The sequence below is a fragment of the Sphingomonas degradans genome, assembly GCF_053502645.1.
Genome location: NZ_CP177172.1, coordinates 4,547,845 through 4,564,031, shown reverse-complemented (window position 1 = coordinate 4,564,031; position 16,187 = coordinate 4,547,845). Strand labels below are relative to the sequence as shown.

General features: G+C 67.0%; 13 protein-coding genes. 7 read left to right on the top strand and 6 right to left on the bottom strand.

From position 1 onward, the window contains the following. Window positions 1-2: 2 nt before the first annotated feature. Together ACG3SL_RS20905 and ACG3SL_RS20900 are read right to left on the bottom strand one after the other, a co-directional pair. Entirely contained in the window at window positions 3-485 is a 483-nt protein-coding gene (locus ACG3SL_RS20905; protein WP_448663066.1) for a dihydrofolate reductase, read from the bottom strand. Beyond that, window positions 482-1,276, bottom strand: a complete 795-nt coding sequence (locus ACG3SL_RS20900; protein WP_448663065.1) for a thymidylate synthase — start codon at window positions 1,274-1,276, stop codon at window positions 482-484. The genes ACG3SL_RS20905 and ACG3SL_RS20900 overlap by 4 nt, the downstream gene beginning before the upstream one ends. A gap of 121 nt (window positions 1,277-1,397) precedes the next feature. On the opposite strand from ACG3SL_RS20900, the gene ACG3SL_RS20895 reads away from it, so the two are divergent. Then, a complete protein-coding gene (locus tag ACG3SL_RS20895; RefSeq protein ID WP_448663064.1) occupies window positions 1,398-1,799 on the top strand; it encodes a JAB domain-containing protein in 402 nt (133 codons plus the stop codon). A 131-nt stretch (window positions 1,800-1,930) separates the two neighbouring features. Here ACG3SL_RS20895 and ACG3SL_RS20890 read toward each other — a convergent pair whose 3' ends face one another. The 4 genes from ACG3SL_RS20890 to ACG3SL_RS20875 all read right to left on the bottom strand — a co-directional run bounded on the left by ACG3SL_RS20890 (window position 1,931) and on the right by ACG3SL_RS20875 (window position 7,791). After that, window positions 1,931-2,695 carry a class I SAM-dependent methyltransferase gene (locus ACG3SL_RS20890; protein WP_448663063.1) on the bottom strand — a complete coding sequence of 255 codons (765 nt, stop codon included), beginning with the start codon at window positions 2,693-2,695 and terminating at the stop codon, window positions 1,931-1,933. Continuing rightward, a complete protein-coding gene (prfB, locus tag ACG3SL_RS20885) occupies window positions 2,692-3,819 on the bottom strand; it encodes a peptide chain release factor 2 (protein ID WP_448663062.1) in 1,128 nt (375 codons plus the stop codon). Before prfB ends, ACG3SL_RS20890 begins: the two co-directional genes overlap by 4 nt. Window positions 3,820-3,898: 79 nt before the next feature. After that, window positions 3,899-6,427: a penicillin-binding protein 1A gene (locus ACG3SL_RS20880; protein ID WP_448663061.1), complete on the bottom strand. Its 2,529-nt coding sequence runs from the start codon at window positions 6,425-6,427 to the stop codon at window positions 3,899-3,901. 116 nt (window positions 6,428-6,543) lie between these two features. After that, window positions 6,544-7,791, bottom strand: coding sequence for an N-acetylmuramoyl-L-alanine amidase (locus ACG3SL_RS20875; RefSeq protein WP_448663060.1), 1,248 nt, complete (start codon window positions 7,789-7,791; stop codon window positions 6,544-6,546). 502 nt (window positions 7,792-8,293) lie between these two features. Between ACG3SL_RS20875 and ACG3SL_RS20870 the strand changes: the two genes are divergently transcribed. The 6 genes from ACG3SL_RS20870 to ACG3SL_RS20845 all read left to right on the top strand — a co-directional run bounded on the left by ACG3SL_RS20870 (window position 8,294) and on the right by ACG3SL_RS20845 (window position 16,141). Further along, complete coding sequence (locus tag ACG3SL_RS20870) at window positions 8,294-10,969, top strand: Rne/Rng family ribonuclease (RefSeq protein WP_448665193.1); 2,676 nt, start codon at window positions 8,294-8,296, stop codon at window positions 10,967-10,969. Window positions 10,970-11,158: 189 nt separating this feature from the next. Then, window positions 11,159-12,556, top strand: a complete 1,398-nt coding sequence (locus tag ACG3SL_RS20865) for a M48 family metalloprotease (protein ID WP_448663059.1) — start codon at window positions 11,159-11,161, stop codon at window positions 12,554-12,556. Further along, entirely contained in the window at window positions 12,553-13,317 is a 765-nt protein-coding gene (locus tag ACG3SL_RS20860) for a DsbA family protein (protein WP_448663058.1), read from the top strand. The genes ACG3SL_RS20865 and ACG3SL_RS20860 overlap by 4 nt, the downstream gene beginning before the upstream one ends. A gap of 73 nt (window positions 13,318-13,390) precedes the next feature. Continuing rightward, window positions 13,391-14,347, top strand: coding sequence for an ABC transporter ATP-binding protein (locus tag ACG3SL_RS20855; RefSeq protein ID WP_448663057.1), 957 nt, complete (start codon window positions 13,391-13,393; stop codon window positions 14,345-14,347). Next, complete coding sequence (locus tag ACG3SL_RS20850) at window positions 14,344-15,114, top strand: ABC transporter permease (RefSeq protein WP_448663056.1); 771 nt, start codon at window positions 14,344-14,346, stop codon at window positions 15,112-15,114. The genes ACG3SL_RS20855 and ACG3SL_RS20850 overlap by 4 nt, the downstream gene beginning before the upstream one ends. 76 nt (window positions 15,115-15,190) lie before the next feature. Further along, window positions 15,191-16,141, top strand: coding sequence for an isopenicillin N synthase family dioxygenase (locus ACG3SL_RS20845; RefSeq protein WP_448663055.1), 951 nt, complete (start codon window positions 15,191-15,193; stop codon window positions 16,139-16,141). The last annotated feature ends 46 nt before the right edge of the window (window positions 16,142-16,187 follow it).

Below are 16,187 nucleotides of genomic sequence, written 5' to 3'. Positions count from 1 at the left end.
GTTCAGGCCCTGCGCACCAGCGTGACGAAGCTATAGGCCGGGCGCTCGCCCTCTACCGGATGGTCCTCGCGCGCGGTTTCGTGCCATTCGGGGCCGAAGGGGGGCATGGTCACGTCACCCTCGGCGTCGATATGCACTTCGGTCAGCTCGATGGCGTCGGCGCGATCCAGGAACAGCGCGAACACCTCCGCCCCGCCGATGATCGCGACGTCCCCCGCCCCGGCCAGCGCCAGCGCCAGCGCCGCATCGGGGCTGTGCGCCACTTCCGCGCCCTCCGCCTGCCAGCCCGCATCGCGCGTCAGCACGATATGGCGGCGGCCCGGCAAGGGGCTGGGAAAGCTCTCGAACGTCTTGCGGCCCATCACCATCGGCTTGCCCATGGTCTGCGCCTTGAACCGCTTGAGGTCCGCCGGCAGCCGCCATGGCAGCGCGCCATCGCGCCCGATCACGCCATTGTCGGCGCGGGCGAGGTGGAAGGTAATCAAACCGCCACCGGCGCCTTGATATGTGGCTGGGCCACATAGTCGTGGATCACGAAATCCTCATAGGCATAGGCGTCGATCGACGGCGCGTGGCGCAGGATTTCCAGCCGGGGCAGCGGGCCCGGCGTGCGGGACAGCTGCTCGCGCGCCTGGTCGAGATGGTTCAGGTACAAATGGCAGTCGCCGCCGGTCCAGATGAACTCGCCGACCTCCAGCCCCGCCTGCTGCGCGAGCAGATGGGTGAGCAGCGCATAGCTGGCGATGTTGAACGGCACGCCCAGGAAAATGTCGGCGGAACGCTGGTAGAGCTGCAGGCTCAGCCGGCCGTTCGCGACATGGCACTGGAACAGGCAATGGCACGGGGCCAGCGCCATCGCGTGCAGCTCGCCGGGGTTCCACGCGGATACGACCATCCGGCGCGAGGCGGGGTTGGTCTTCAGCGTCTCGATCAGTTCGGCGATCTGGTCGATATGGCGCCCATCGGGCGCCTCCCAGTCGCGCCATTGCTTGCCATAGACGGGGCCCAGGTCGCCGGCCTCGTCGGCCCATTCGTCCCAGATGCTGACGCGCTGTTCCTGGAGCCAGCGGACATTGGTGTCGCCGCGAAGGAACCACAGCAGTTCGATCAGGATCGAGCGCAAATGCAGCTTCTTGGTGGTGAGCAGCGGAAAGCCCTCCGCCAGATCGAATCGCATCTGGTGCCCGAACACCGATCGCGTGCCGGTGCCGGTGCGGTCCATCGTTTCGGCGCCGTGGTCGAGCGCGCGGGCCATCAGGTCTAGATATTGACGCATCGCCAGAGCCTAGCCGCGCAGCGGCGCCGCGCCAAGGCGCGTGCGCGATGGTCCGAAACGGACGTCCGAAGCGGAGCCGAATCGACTTCGGGCGCGGCGCGCGACCTGCCAGCCTGCGGCAATGCTGTTGCCCGCGCCCGCGCTGTTCTCGACTCGGGTCGCAAACGCCGAGTCGGCAGCGCTGCTGTTCGCGCCGCTGGTGATGGAGACGTGCGAGACGCTCGCCTTTGCCTATGTCGATGCCATGCAAAACCTATTGGGGATGCGCCACGCCCGCTCTAACTGCGCGGACGCGATGCAGATCCCGATTCGCGCAGTCGCCGCCGATGCGATCGCGTTCGACGCCTGCGGCGTGGTGATGGCGCACAACCACCCCAGCGGCGACCCCAGCCCGAGCAGCGCCGATCGCGAGGCGACGCGGCTGCTCGCACGCGGGCTCGACGCGCTCGACGTGCGGCTGATCGATCATCTGATCCTCGCCCGATCGGGCAGCATCAGCTTCCGGGAATTGGGGCTGCTTTAGCGCCTGTTCCCGTGAAACGGAAACAGGACGGTGCCGGCCCGCTCCCCCGCCCGGCCACCCAGCGACAGCATCCTATGGGTGGCCGGGTGGGGGCGGGCCGGCACCGATTCAGCGCAGCTGAAAACAGGCCTCTATTCCTCGCCCTTGGTGCCCTTGCCCAGCGCGGTCGGCGTAGCGGTGGCGCCGGTCCGGCATGCCTTGATCGTCTCGGGCTCGGGGCGCGTGCCGCTAACCTTGAACATCGCCATATAGCCGCCCGCCGAAGGCATCGGGCGCATCGACGCCAGCGCATAGCCGACCGCCGCGAATTCGCATTTCAACAGCGACGGCGGCGTGCCGTGCTGTTCGGTCGGGCGGTTCGCATCGACCACGATCACCAGGCCCTCGGCAGTGAGCGAAGGGCGCAGCCGCCACAGGAATTCGTACGGGCTCTCGATCTCGTGATACATATGCACCATCAGCACGCGATCGAAACTCGCCTCGGGCAGCCGGGGGTCTGCGGGCAGGCCCAGCCGCACGCTGACGTTGTTCAGCCGTTCGCGCACCACGCGCTTGGCCAGCGCATCGATGATGTCGGGGACGATATCCTCGGCCACCACGCGGCCCTTGTCGCCCACGCGCTGCGCCATGCGGATCGTGTAATAGCCTTCGCCCGCGCCGATATCGGCGACGGTCATCCCAGGCTTGATCCCCGCCAGGTTCATCACCTGCGCCGCTTCGTTCAGCCGATCGCGCGATTCCTCGTTCGACCAGCGCGCGGAGACGATCGTCGCGACCGGCCGGTCCGCCGCCGGAAAGCCGGTATGCGCCTCCGCCTGTTTCCCGCCCGGCACGCGCGCGCCCCCGTCGCACGCGGCGAGCAGGAGCACGGGGGCCAGAGCGAGCGCCAGCTTCAATCGACATCCTCCACTTCGACCGTCTCGCCGGTCACGCGCTGCGAAAGCGCCGCCGCCATGAACGGATCGAGTGCACCATCCAGCACATCACCGGGCGCAGTGGAAGTCACTCCGGTGCGCAGGTCCTTCACCAGCTGGTACGGCTGGAGCACGTACGAACGGATCTGGTGCCCCCAGCCGATATCGGTCTTGGTCGCGTTCTGGGCGCTGGCGATCGCCTCGCGCTCGGCCAGTTCGCGCTCGTACAGCCGGGCGCGGAGCTGGTTATAGGCCTCGGCCTTGTTCTTGTGCTGGCTGCGCTGGTTCTGGCACTGCACGACGATGCCGGTGGGCAAGTGCGTGATGCGCACTGCCGAATCGGTGGTGTTGATGTGCTGACCGCCCGCGCCCGATGCGCGATAGGTGTCGATGCGCAGTTCGCTTTCGTTGATCTCGATGTCGATATTGTCGTCGATCACCGGATAAACCCACACGCTGGAAAAGCTCGTGTGGCGCCGCGCCGCGCTGTCATAGGGCGAGATGCGCACCAGCCGGTGCACGCCGCTCTCCGTCTTGGCATAGCCATAGGCGTTCTCGCCCTTGATGAGCAGCGTGGCGGACTTGATCCCCGCCTGTTCGCCGGCGTGATAGTCGATCAGCTCGACCTTCATACCGCGCCGCTCCGCCCAGCGGGTGTACATCCGCTGGAGCATCCCGGCCCAATCCTGGCTCTCGGTGCCGCCGGCGCCCGAGTTGATCTCGACATAGGTGTCGTTGGGATCAGCCTCGCCCGACAGCAGCGCCTTGACCTTGTCGACCTCGGCACGCGCGGAAAGCGCGGCAAGCGCCGCGGTGCCTTCGCTCGCCATTTCCTCATCGCCCTCGGCCTCGGCCATCTCGATCAGCTCGGCGGTGTCGCTCAGCTCGGTCTCGATCGCTCGCGTCGCGGTGATCGCCTCGTCCAGCCGGCGGCGTTCGCGCATCACGTCCTGCGCGGCCTTGGCGTCGTTCCAGAGCGTCGGGTCCTCGACCCGCGCATTGAGTTCGTCGAGGCGGCGGAGCGCGCGATCCCAATCGAGGAACCGGCGCAGCAGCGCCAGTGCATCGTTGATCTTGTCGACATGAGCCTGCGCTTCAGCGCGCATGGGATTTCTCCAAAAATACAAAAAACAGCGGTCGCGAACGGCGCGGCCATACCGGACAAATAGGAACGAAGCGCGCGCGCTAGTAGATTCCGCCCTCGCGTTGCAAGAAATCGCTGTCGCTCTGGCGATCCGCCTTGGGTGCCGCCTTCTTCTCGACCGCCTTGGCGGCAGCCTCTTCTTCGGGGCTGCGGCGGCCGCGGCGCGGTTCGCTTTCGGGTTTGAACGCTTCCCAGATCACCGGCGACAGCGGATCGTTGGACGGCCACGCGCCAGAGACCGGCTTGCCGCTCGCGCGGTCGATCCGCACCATGCGAATGCCGGCGGGCGCCGTGAAGGGCAGCTTTTCCATCCCCTCGAACGCCGGGATCGCGAATTGCTTGAAGATCGGCGCGGCAATCGATCCGCCCTGGGCATAGCCGCCCAGATTGGAGGGGCTGTCAAAGCCCAGATACAGCCCGCCGATCATCTGCGGCGCACCGCCCACGAACCACACGTCGGTCGGGCCGTTGGTGGTGCCAGTCTTGCCCATCAGCGGACGATCCAGGTCGCGCAGCACCGTCGCGGTGCCGCGCTGGATCACGCCTTCGGTGATGTGGACGATCTGGTACGCGCTCTGCGCATCGACCACCTGGCGCGCGCGGGTGATCGGGCGCGGCATTGCCCCGCCGTCCCAGTCGCGCGCGTTGCAGCGATCGCACGGCCGCCAGTTTTCCGGCCAGATCACCTGGCCGCGCCGGTTCTGGACGAAATCGATCAGCGTCGGATTTAGCGCGCGGCCATGGTTCACCAGGATCGAATAGGCGTTGACCATCCGCATCACGGTCGTCTCGCCCGCGCCCAGCGCATAGCTGAGATAGGGCGGAAACTTGTCCCGAGACACGCCGACGCGCTGGATCAGGTCGACGACATGGTCCATCCCCACCTGATTCGCGGCCTGCACCGTCATCAGGTTGCGCGACTGTTCGATGCCCCAGCGCAGCGTATGCGGCCCGGCGCCGCGCGAATTGCCGAAGTTGCGGAAGCACTTGTCGCCCAGCCCCGCGCCCTGCCACACGCAGAACGGGCCATCGACGATGATCGATGCGGGGTTCATCCCCTGCTCCATCGCGGCGGCATAGACCAGCGGCTTGATGGTCGATCCCGGCTGGCGCATCGCCTGCGTCGCGCGGTTGAAGCTCTGCAGGCGCGAATCGAACCCGCCCTGCATCGCCAGCACGCGGCCGGTGCGCGGGTCTTCCACCACCATGCCGCCCGAAATCTTGGGCACGCTGCGCAGCGCATAGGTGCCACCGCTGCCCTCGGGCGCAACGGCGATGATGTCGCCCGGCTTGATGGTGTCGAATGCCTGACCGCCCTGGTTGCGCACCGGCATCGTCGCCGCCCATTTGGGCAGCGTGCCGGTGGAACCGTCGTCGAAGCCGATCTGCCACGCATCGCCTTCGCGCGCGATCACGACGGCGGCGCGCCAGTCCTCGTAATCGACGCCGATATTGGTGTTGAGGAACGGCTGGAGCCAGCCGTCCGACACGTCCAGCCGGTTCTTGGCGTTCAGCGGCCCGTTCCACCCGCGCCCGCGATCATAGCGGAGCAGCCCGTCGCGCAGCGCTTTCTGCGCATATTGCTGGAGTTTCGGGTCGAGCGACGTGCGCACCCACAGCCCGCCCGCATAGACGCTGTTGGGGCCGGCATCTTCCTTTTCGCCGAACCGGTCGATCAGCTGGCGGCGGACTTCCTCGATGAAATAGCCGCCGACGCGCTCGTATTTCGGGGTCTGGCGCGGGATCGTGCCCAGCGGCGCGGCGATGGCGGCGTCGTGCTGGGGCTGAGTGATGAAGCCATTGGCCAGCATCTGCCCCAACACCCAGTTGCGCCGTTCCAGCGCGCGCGCGGTATGGCGCTCGGGATCGTAATTGGCCGGCCCCTTGGGCAGGATCGCCAGATAGGCGGTCTGCTCGAGCGAGAGCTGGTCCAGTTCCTTGCCGAAATAGGCCTGGCTCGCCGCCTCGACGCCGCCGGCGTTGCGGCCCAGCTCGATGGAGTTGAGGTACAGCTCCAGGATCTGCGGCTTGGTCAGCGCGTTTTCGATCCGCCACGCCAGCACGGCCTCGCGCGCCTTGCGCAAATAGCTGGCCTCGTTGCCGACGACGAGGTTCTTTGCCACCTGTTGCGTGATCGTCGAGGTCCCGCGCGGAGTCGATCCGCTGATCACACCTTGCACCGCTGCGCGCACCAGACCGGGGAAATCGACGCCGTGATGGCTGAAGAACGTCTTGTCCTCCGCCGACAGGAACGCGTTGACCAACAGCGGCGGATATTCGCCGAAGCTCAGCTCGACCCGGCGCTCGCGCGCATAGCTGTGGATCGGCAGCCCCTCGGCCGAACGGACATTGGTGGGCAGCGGTGGCTCGTACGTACGCAGTGTGTCGATCGACGGCAGGTTGCGCGCGATGAACAGCCAGACCAGGAAGATGAACAGGCCCGTCACCAGCGCAAGCGCCGCCAGGATGCGGAACCACCACCGGGTGCGAATGCGCCCAAGGAATCCGCGAAGACCGCCGATCTCCCGCTTGATCCTTAGCTTTTCGCTGGAAACACTGTCTTCGGCCATCGGAGGCGCGGTGTAGCAACTTTCCCGCCGGATGCCAGCCGATCAAAACGCCTGCGAAACCAGCTTGGCGATTCTTCGTCTATAATTGTCGTGTGGGGATGATCGGAACAACTCGGCTATCGGGAAGCCATGCGCGTGGCGAAGTGGATTTCCACTGCCTTGCGCACGCTTTGCGCCACCCGCCGGCGCCCGTCCTCGGACGCCAGGAACTCCGCGTCGCGCCCGTTGGAGAGATAGCCGGTCTCGAACAGCACCGATGGCATGTCGGGCGCCTTGAGCACCATCAGCGACGCCATCCGGTGGTAATTCTCCTTGATCGGGATCAGCGGCTGCGCCTCGCGGCCCAGCAGGCGGGCAAAGCCGGCCGACAGGTTCATCGTTTCGCGCTGGGTAAGGTCGATCAGGATCGACGATATGTCGGGACTGGCCTCGCCCAGGTCTATTCCCGCCAGGATGTCCGCCTTGTTCTCGCGCGCCGCCAGCCGCGCGGCTTCCTTGTCCGATGCGACTTCGGACAGCGTATAGACCGTCGCGCCCGACGCATCGCTGTTGCCGGCACTGTCGCAGTGGACCGAAATGAACAGATCGGCCTTGAGCCGCCGCGCAAGGCCATAGCGTTCCTGGAGCACCAGGAACCGATCGTCGTCGCGGGTGAGCGCCACGCGCACCCGGCCCGAGGCGAGCAACGCATCCCGGATCGCCAGCGCGACCTTGAGCGTCAGGTCCTTCTCGCGCAGCCCGCTGGGCGCGATCGCGCCGGGATCATGCCCGCCATGCCCGGGATCGATGACGACCAGCGGACGCCCGGCATCGCCATAGACCGCAGGCAGCAGCGCGGGCGCCGCACGGCGCGGCACCGGCATCGACACGCTATAGGCGTGCCGGGTGGCGGGCTGGAGATAGGTGAAGGGCGGCAGGAAGCTCAGCCGCCGTTCGGCGGCGGCACGCGCGAAGCGGGCGTCGTCCACGGTGCGCAGCTGGAGCGTCAGCGTGCGGCCGTCACTGCCGAAACCGCCCTCGGTCACGATCGCTGGTCGCGCCAGATCGAGGACGATGCGCGCACCGTCGGCCCCCTGTGCGCCCTGGCGGATCGACGCGACGACGCCCCCGGCCAGCGCGCTGCGGCCCGGCGTGGCGCCCTGCACGTCCAGCGCGATGCGTTGCGGCCCGGCGAGCATGAAGGCGCTGGCCCGCGCGACCGGCGCATCGAAGGTGATGACGACGCGGTCCCCGCGCACGCGCACCTGTTCGACTGCGCCTGCCCAGCTCGGAGCGCCGGTCAACCAACCGGCAAGAAGGGCAAGCAAGAATAGCACCCGCGCGATATGCCGTGTCTGTCGGCGGGGGGTCCAGCCCAAATCCATGCACCGTACTCAACAACAAAGGTGACCCTGACCGGACCAGTGCTAGGCGGCGCCCCTCAAGCGGCGATGAAGCAGTGCGGTTAATGCGGCGGCAGGCATGTTTTTGCCGGCAATCCGGCAAGGCCTTGCCGCTCGGGGCAATAATCGCAGGAAAAAGCGGCGCAGTTGCCGCGCCGCGCGGGGGGTGCTACGCAGTCTCCGCTCCCTTCATTATAGGGGGGCCGTACCCGCGATTTATCTATCGCGACTTTTCAGGTTGACGTTTGCATGAGGCATTTTCCCCACCGTCCGCGCGCCCAGGCCATGCTGGCCGGCCATGCGACGGCTGCGGAGCTTCCGGACCGCAGGTCCGGGCGTGCGCATGCGGCAACAGCATATTTTGAAACCTGCGGGACCGCAGCCGGCGTCGCCGGCCCTGGCCGCATCGTAACTCGCGCGCTTGCGCCCCAGCTCCTGACAGGAACAGGCCGGCGCGCCCGGAGAAAACTAAATGACCATGCGTATGCTTATCGACGCACGCCACCGGGAAGAAACCCGTGTGGCTGTCGTCAAAGGGAACCGAATCGAGGAGTTTGATTTCGAGTCCGCCGAGCGCAAGCAGCTCAAGGGGAATATCTATCTGGCCAAGGTGACGCGCGTCGAGCCGTCGCTCCAGGCGGCGTTCGTCGATTACGGCGGCAACCGCCACGGGTTCCTGGCTTTTTCCGAAATCCACCCCGATTACTACCAGATTCCCAAGGAAGACCGCGAAGCGCTGCTCGCCGAAGAGGCCGAGCATGCTGCCCAGGAAGCCGCGCTGCGCGACGATGACGACGATGACGACCACGACCATGAGGGCGAGGACGGCGTAGAAGTTCTCGAGCGTCCCGAGGACGAGGACGGCGAGCACGACGAAGACCGCGCCGAGGGTGAGGAATCGTCCGAGGGCGGCAACAATCGTCGTCGCGGCAAGCGCGGCGGCAATGGCGACGAGGCGGAGGCACTGCGCCAGCGCCGCATGAACCTGCGTCGCCGGTACAAGATCCAGGACGTGATCCGCCGCCGCCAGGTGCTGCTGGTCCAGGTCGTCAAGGAAGAACGCGGCAACAAGGGCGCGGCGCTGACGACCTATCTCAGCCTCGCCGGCCGTTACTGCGTGCTGATGCCCAACACCGCGCATGGCGGCGGCATTTCGCGCAAGATCAGCTCGGCCGCCGATCGCAAGCGGCTCAAGGGCATCATGTCGGACCTCAAGCTGCCGCCGACGATGGGCTGCATTGTCCGCACCGCCGGGCTCCAGCGGACCAAGGTCGAGATCAAGCGCGACTTCGATTACCTCGCCCGGCTGTGGGACGGCATCCGCGAGACGACGCTGCAATCGTCGGCGCCGGCGCTCGTCTATGGCGACAGCGACCTGATGAAGCGCGCGATCCGCGACATCTATAACCGCGATATCGACGAAGTGATCGTCGAGGGCGAGGACGGCTATCGCCAGGCCAAGGAGTTCATGCGGCTCCTGATGCCCAGCCACGCCAAGAAGGTGAAGCAATATGCCGACGCGGTGCCGCTGTTCCAGCGCGCCGGGGTCGAAGAACAGCTGTCGGCGATGTACCACCCGGTGGTGCAGCTGAAGTCCGGCGGCTATCTGGTCATCAACCCGACCGAGGCGCTGGTGTCGATCGACATCAACTCGGGCCGTTCGACGCGCGAGCATTCGATCGAGCAGACCGCGACGGCGACCAATCTGGAAGCCGCGCAGGAAATCGCGCGCCAGCTGCGCCTGCGCGACATGGCCGGCCTGGTCGTCATCGACTTCATCGACATGGATCATGGGTCCAACGTCCGTAAGGTCGAAAAGGCGATGAAGGAGGCGCTGAAGAACGATCGCGCCCGCATCCAGGTGGGCCGCATCTCCGCATTCGGCCTGATGGAAATGAGCCGCCAGCGCCTGCGCACCGGCGTGCTCGAAGCATCGACGCGCCAGTGCCCGCATTGCGAGGGCACCGGGCTGGTCCGCACCGCATCGTCGGCGGGCCTTTCCGCACTGCGCCTGATCGAGGACGAGGCCGCACGCGGTCGCGGGTCGCAGATCACGCTGCGCGCGAGCCAGGAAGCCGCCTTCTACCTGCTCAACCGCAAGCGCGCCGAACTGGCCGAGATCGAGGATCGCTACGGCGTCCTGATCGAAGTCATCTCGGACGGCGAAGTCGAAGGCGCGCGCATGTCGGTCGAGGCATCGGGCCCGCCGCCGGCGCACGCGCCCAAGTTCGAGCGCCTCGTCGAGGAGCCTGAGGACGACTATGTCGAGGAGATCGACGAGGAAGAAGAGGCAGAGGACGAGGAAGCCGAGGCCGAGGCCGAAGCACCCCGCGCCCGCGAGCCGCGCGAGCGTCGCGACGACGCCGAAGGCGAAGGGCGCGGCAAGCGCCGTCGTCGCCGCCGGGGTCGCGGTCGCCGTCGTGAGGAAGGCGAAGAGGGCAGCGAAGGCGGCGAAGGCGATGCCGACTCCGAAGGCGAAGACGTGGTCGACACCGCAAACGCAGCCGAGACGGCTGAGGCAGCGGACGCCGGCGAGGCGGACGCCACCGAGCGCAGCGAAGGCGAAGGCGGGCGCAAGCGTCGTCGTCGCGGTCGTCGCGGCGGTCGTCGCGGTGCCGGTCAGGGCGAGGACGCCGCACAGCAGTCCGATGCCGAAACGGCAGCCGACGAGGCGGTCGAGGCACCGGTAGCAGCGGAGCCCGAAGCGCCCGTGGTCGAGGAAGCCGCCGAGGAAGTAGCGCCCAAGCCCAAGCGGACCCGCCGCAAAAAGGCCGACGCCGCTGTTGCCGAAGTCGAGGCACCGGTCGCCGAAGCCCCGGTCGAGGCCGAGGTGGCGCCGAAGCCCAAGCGCACCCGCAAGAAGAAGGCGGATGTCGAAGCCGAGGCAGCCCCTGCGGTCGTGGAAGCGGAAGCCGCGCCCGAAGTGGCTGCCAAGCCCAAGCGGACGCGCAAGAAGAAGGCAGACGCCGCTGCGGAAACGCCGGCCGAAGCGGTGGCGGGAGCAACGGCCGCCGCTTCCGCCGACACCCCCAGCAAGGCCGAGCCGGCAGCGCAGGACAGCGCACCGGCCGATAGCGACGACACGACGCCCGCCGCCGCAAGCGACGAAGGTACGTCCACGCCGCGTCGCGGCTGGTGGCAGCGGACCTTCGGGGCCTGATCGCAAAGGGGGGGAGGGGCGGCGCGAGCGCGTCGCCCCTTCCTCATGCCGCGCTTCACCCCATGTTCAGCGCGGCTGCGCGAATGGGCTCCCCGCCGCGTTGAACCCAGGGCGGAACCCGCCGGTTCATGCCGGTGCGCCCGGCATAAAGCGTTGCGGGCAAGGGAGTTTGCGACAATGATGCCGCGCATGAAGCGCCCGAAACCTCCCGCCGCGACGCTCAGAAAGGCTGCCGCCCTGCTGGCGCTGCTATGCCTGACCAGCCTCGCCGCCGGGCCCGCCGCCGCCCAATCGGTGCTGCGCGATGCCGAGACCGAGGCATTGCTGACCGACATGGCCAGGCCGCTGTTCCAGGCCGCCGGCCTCGCTCCCGCCAGCGCAAAGGTGGTGCTGATCCAGGACAGCTCGATCAACGCCTTCGTTGCGGGCGGGCAGATCGTCTATATCCATTCCGGGCTGATCGACGCGGCAGACACCGCCAACGAAGTTCAGGGCGTGATCGCGCACGAAATCGGCCATATCGTCGGCGGCCACGCCGTGATGCAGGGCGATGGCGGCTATACCAACATATCGATCCTCAGCCTGTTGCTGGGCGCCGCGGCGATGGCCGCAGGCTCGCCCGAGGCGGGGACCGGCATCCTGATGGCGGGGCAGCGCGCCGCGATCGGCAAATATCTGGCGTTCAGCCGCGTGCAGGAGAGCTCCGCCGACGCGGCGGGGGTCCGGTTCCTCAACACGGCGGGGATCACTGGCAAGGGCATGCTGTCGTTCTTCGACAAGCTCACCGCGCTCCAGCACCGGGCCGGCTTCTACAGCACCAATCCCGAAATGGACCCATTTGCCCAGACGCACCCGATGTCCGCCGACCGCGTCGAGACGCTGAAGGGCGATCTGCAATCCGCGCCGAGCTGGGGCAAGCCGCTCAACCCCGATCTGGAGCGCCGCTTCAAGCGCGTGCAGGCCAAGCTGCGCGGCTATGTCAACGATCCGAAGACCACGCTGCGGCTGTACCCGCCGTCTGATCAGTCGGCCCCCGCCCATTATGCGCGTGCCTATGCCTATCACAAATCGGGCTATCCCGAGCAGGCGAGCGCCGAGACCGAGGCGCTGGTGAAGCTGGCCCCCAACGACCCCTATTTCCTTGAGCTGGAGGGGCAGATAATGCTCGAATCGGGCCGCCCGGTCGATGCATTGGTGCCTCTGCGCAAGGCGACCGAGGAAACCAGCTACCAGCCGCTGATCGCCGCCACCTTTGGTCACGCGCTGCTCGCCACCGAAGATCCGGCGCAGCTTCCCGAAGCGGAAAAGGTACTGCGCCAGGCCGTGGCGCGCGATCGCGAGAATCCGTTCGCCTGGTATCAGCTCGGCACGGTCTATGAGCGCAAGGGCGATACGCCGCACACCGCGCTCGCCACGGCGGAGCGCGCGCATTTGATGGGCGACGCCCGCACCGCGCTGTTCAGTGCGCGCACGGCGATGGCCGGGCTTCCGCCGGGGTCGGTCGACTGGATTCGGGCGCAGGATATTCAGATGGTGTCGCAAAACGCCGTGGAAGAAGACAAGAAGGGTCGGCGTAGGCTGAAATGATCGACAAACTGACAGGAAACCGCCTCGCGCTTGCGGGCGCCCTATTGCTCGCAGCCCTGCTGGGCGCGGGGCTGTTCGCCGCGTTCCAGCTGCTGGCGACGCGCCAGACGCTGACCGGCGACACCATCCGCGCCTATCTGCTCGAGCATCCCGAAGTCCTGCCCGAGGCGATGGAGCGGCTCCAGGCGCGCGAAAACGCCCGCGCGGAAAAGGCACAGGCCGACGCGCAGACCGGCGTGACCCAGCATATCGCATCGGTCGAGCGGCCCTATGCGGGCGCATGGGCGGGCAACCCGAACGGCGATGTCACCGTCGTCGCCTTCATGGACTATGCCTGCGGCTATTGCCGCGCCAGCCTGCCGGGCATTGCGGAGCTGTTGCAAAAGGACCCCAAGGTCCGCGTGGTCTATCGCGAATATCCCGTGCTCGGCGCCGAAAGCGTCGTCGCCGCGCGCTGGGCGCTGGCGGCGGCCGAACAGGGCAAGTTCCGCGCCTTCCACGACGCACTGTACGCCGCCGGTGGCCCCAGCGCCGAGACGATCGCGCAGGCCGCCGACAAGGCCGGGCTCGACAAGACCGCTGCCGCCGCCGCGATCAAATCGCGCGCGGTCGAGGCGGAAATCGTCTCGAACCACAAGCTGGGCGAGAAGCTGGCGATGACCGGCACGCCAAGCTGGGTGATCGGCGGCAAACTGCTGTACGGCGCCCGCGACTATCAGGGACTGGCCGACGCCGTGGCGGCGGCACGCGCGGGGAAATAAGCGCGCCAGGGCGGGTTGTTCGCGTGCCGTAGCGTTCCTAGGTTACGGCTCCCTCCCTATCGGGTTTCCGGCCATGCAATCCATCCTGTCGCTTTCCGGCGTGAGCAAGACCTATGGCTCGGGCCATCAGGCGCTGTCGCACGTCGATCTCGAAATTCGTCGCGGCGAAATCTTCGCGCTGCTCGGGCCCAATGGCGCGGGCAAGACGACGCTGATCAGCATCGTCTGCGGCATCGTCACGCCCAGTTCGGGCTTGATCCTGGTCGACGGCCATGACGCGATCCGCTCCCCGCGGGAGGCGCGCTATCGCATCGGGCTGGTGCCGCAGGAAATCGCGGTCGACATGTTCTCCACCGTGCTGTCGACGGTGCGCTTCTCGCGCGGGCTGTTCGGGCGTGCGCCGGACAATGCGCATTGCGAACAGGTGCTGCGCGACCTGTCATTGTGGGACAAGCGCAACGCCAAGATCCTGGAGCTGTCGGGTGGCATGAAGCGCCGCGTGATGATCGCCAAGGCGCTGGCCCACGAGCCCGACATCCTGTTCCTCGACGAGCCCACTGCGGGGGTCGACGTGTCGCTGCGCCGCGACATGTGGAAGATGATCGGCCGCCTGCGCGAGCGCGGCGTCACGATCATCCTGACGACGCATTACATCGAAGAGGCCGAGGAAATGGCCGACCGCGTCGGCGTCATCAACAAGGGGCAGTTGCTGCTGGTCGAGGAAAAGGCCGCGCTGATGCAGAAGCTGGGCAAGCGCGAGCTGGACCTGAGCCTGGTCGAGCCGCTGGCGGCGATCCCGGCGGGGCTGGAGGAATGGCACCTGACGCTGGCCGACGAAGGGCATCGCCTGCGCTACACCTTCGACGCGCAGGCCGAGCGCACGGGCATCCCCTCGCTGCTGCGCGCGCTGGCGGAGCTGGGCATTGCCTTCAAGGATCTCGATACCTCCAAGTCGAGCCTGGAGGATATTTTCGTCGACCTGGTCGAGCACCGCGACACCCCCGCCGCTGCACAGGGAGCAGCCGCATGAACGGCATCAATTTCCATGGCATCTGGGCGATCTACAAGTTCGAGATGGCCCGCACGCTGCGTACGCTGTGGCAGAGCATCGTCACGCCCGTCATCACCACGTCGCTGTACTTCATCGTCTTCGGCGGCGCGATCGGCAGCCGGATCGATTCGATCGGCAGCGTGAATTACGGCAGCTTCCTGGTCCCCGGCCTCATCATGCTGTCGCTGCTGACCCAGAGCATCGCCAATGCCTCGATCGGCATCTACTTCCCCAAATTCACCGGCACGGTGTTCGAGCTGCTGTCGGCCCCCATCTCGGCGGTCGAGCTGGTGGTGGGCTTCGTCGGCGCGGCGGCGACCAAATCGGTAGTGATCGGGCTCATCATCCTCGCCACCTCGGCGCTGTTCGTGCCGCTGCGCGTGGATCATCCGCTGGCGATGATGGCGTTCCTGCTGCTCACTGCGATCACGTTCAGCATGTTCGGATTCATTATCGGCATCTGGGCCAAGGGGTTCGAGCAGCTGAACATCGTGCCCGCGCTGCTGGTGACGCCGCTGACCTTCCTGGGCGGCGCCTTCTACTCGATCGACATGCTGCCCCAGCCGTGGAAGACAGTGAGCCTGTTCAACCCGGTCGTGTACCTCATCAGCGGCTTCCGCTGGAGCTTCTTCGGCCATGGCGATGTCGGCATCGAATGGAGCCTGGGCTTCACCGCCGCCTTCCTCGCGCTGTGCCTGGGGCTGATCGTCACGATCTTCCGCACCGGATACCGGCTGAAGAGCTGAGGGGAATCAGGGAATGCCCGCCTTGTTAGCCTGCCCGCAGCGGGTCTAACGAGGGGGCAACATTTCGGAGACTCACATGCTCGATACTCTTTCCGACATTCCGGCGCTGTCGCTCGCCGATCAGGCGTCGGACCCGGAAGGCTTTGCCCGGCGCTTCGGCGAATCGTTTCAGCGCTTCGGCTTCGCGGTCGTGCGCGACCACGGCATCCCGCAGGAGCTGATCGAGCGCGCCTGGGCAATGACCAAGGCGTTCTTCGCGCTGCCCGAGGCGGAAAAGCGCGCCATGTATGTCGAGGGCGGCGGCGGTGCGCGCGGCTATACGCCTTTCAAAACAGAGATCGCCAAGGGCGCGAAATATGTCGACCTGAAAGAGTTCTGGCATATCGGGCGCGAGCTTGCGGCGGGCCATCCCTATGCCACGCGCATGGCCGCCAATATCTGGCCCGACCAGCCGGAGGGGTTCCGCGACACGTTCCTGACGCTGTTCCAGGCGTTCGACGACGCGGGCGACAAGCTGCTCTCCGCCATCGCCCGCTATCTGGGGCTGGAGCCCGAGTGGTTCGATCCGGCGGTGAAGGACGGCAATTCGGTGCTGCGCCTGCTCCACTACCCGCCGATCGAAGGCGACGCCCCCGAAGTCCGCGCGGGCGCGCATGAGGACATCAACCTCATCACCCTGCTGCTCGGCGCCGAAGAGGCCGGGCTGGAACTGCTCGACAGCGACGGCAAATGGCTGCCGGTCAAGCCGCCCGAAGGCGCGATGGTGGTCAATGTCGGCGACATGCTCCAGCGGCTGACCAACCATGTCCTGCCCTCGACCACGCACCGCGTCGTCAATCCGCCGGTCGAGCGGCGCGGGCATTCGCGCTATTCGATGCCGTTCTTCCTGCACCCGGCGCCCGATTTCCTGATCGAGACGCTGCCCGGCTGCATCACTGCCGAGCGCCCGAATCGCTATCCCACGCCGATCACCGCGCACGATTATCTGCACGAGCGGCTGGTCGAGATCGGGCTCATCAAGAAGTAACGACGGTTTCCATGGTTGCGGGGGCGTGCCGGTTTCCTCTAGCGGC

What these genes read in the sequence shown, in the direction of transcription:
- ACG3SL_RS20900 (WP_448663065.1), bottom strand. Translation starts at nt 1,276, where the DNA reads ATGCGTCAATATCTAGACCTGATGGCCCGCGCGCTCGACCACGGCGCC.
- ACG3SL_RS20895 (WP_448663064.1), top strand. Translation starts at nt 1,398, where the DNA reads ATGCTGTTGCCCGCGCCCGCGCTGTTCTCGACTCGGGTCGCAAACGCC.
- prfB (WP_448663062.1), bottom strand. Translation starts at nt 3,819, where the DNA reads ATGCGCGCTGAAGCGCAGGCTCATGTCGACAAGATCAACGATGCACTG.
- ACG3SL_RS20880 (WP_448663061.1), bottom strand. Translation starts at nt 6,427, where the DNA reads ATGGCCGAAGACAGTGTTTCCAGCGAAAAGCTAAGGATCAAGCGGGAG.
- ACG3SL_RS20875 (WP_448663060.1), bottom strand. Translation starts at nt 7,791, where the DNA reads ATGGATTTGGGCTGGACCCCCCGCCGACAGACACGGCATATCGCGCGG.
- ACG3SL_RS20870 (WP_448665193.1), top strand. Translation starts at nt 8,294, where the DNA reads ATGCTTATCGACGCACGCCACCGGGAAGAAACCCGTGTGGCTGTCGTC.
- ACG3SL_RS20865 (WP_448663059.1), top strand. Translation starts at nt 11,159, where the DNA reads ATGAAGCGCCCGAAACCTCCCGCCGCGACGCTCAGAAAGGCTGCCGCC.
- ACG3SL_RS20860 (WP_448663058.1), top strand. Translation starts at nt 12,553, where the DNA reads ATGATCGACAAACTGACAGGAAACCGCCTCGCGCTTGCGGGCGCCCTA.
- ACG3SL_RS20855 (WP_448663057.1), top strand. Translation starts at nt 13,391, where the DNA reads ATGCAATCCATCCTGTCGCTTTCCGGCGTGAGCAAGACCTATGGCTCG.
- ACG3SL_RS20850 (WP_448663056.1), top strand. Translation starts at nt 14,344, where the DNA reads ATGAACGGCATCAATTTCCATGGCATCTGGGCGATCTACAAGTTCGAG.
- ACG3SL_RS20845 (WP_448663055.1), top strand. Translation starts at nt 15,191, where the DNA reads ATGCTCGATACTCTTTCCGACATTCCGGCGCTGTCGCTCGCCGATCAG.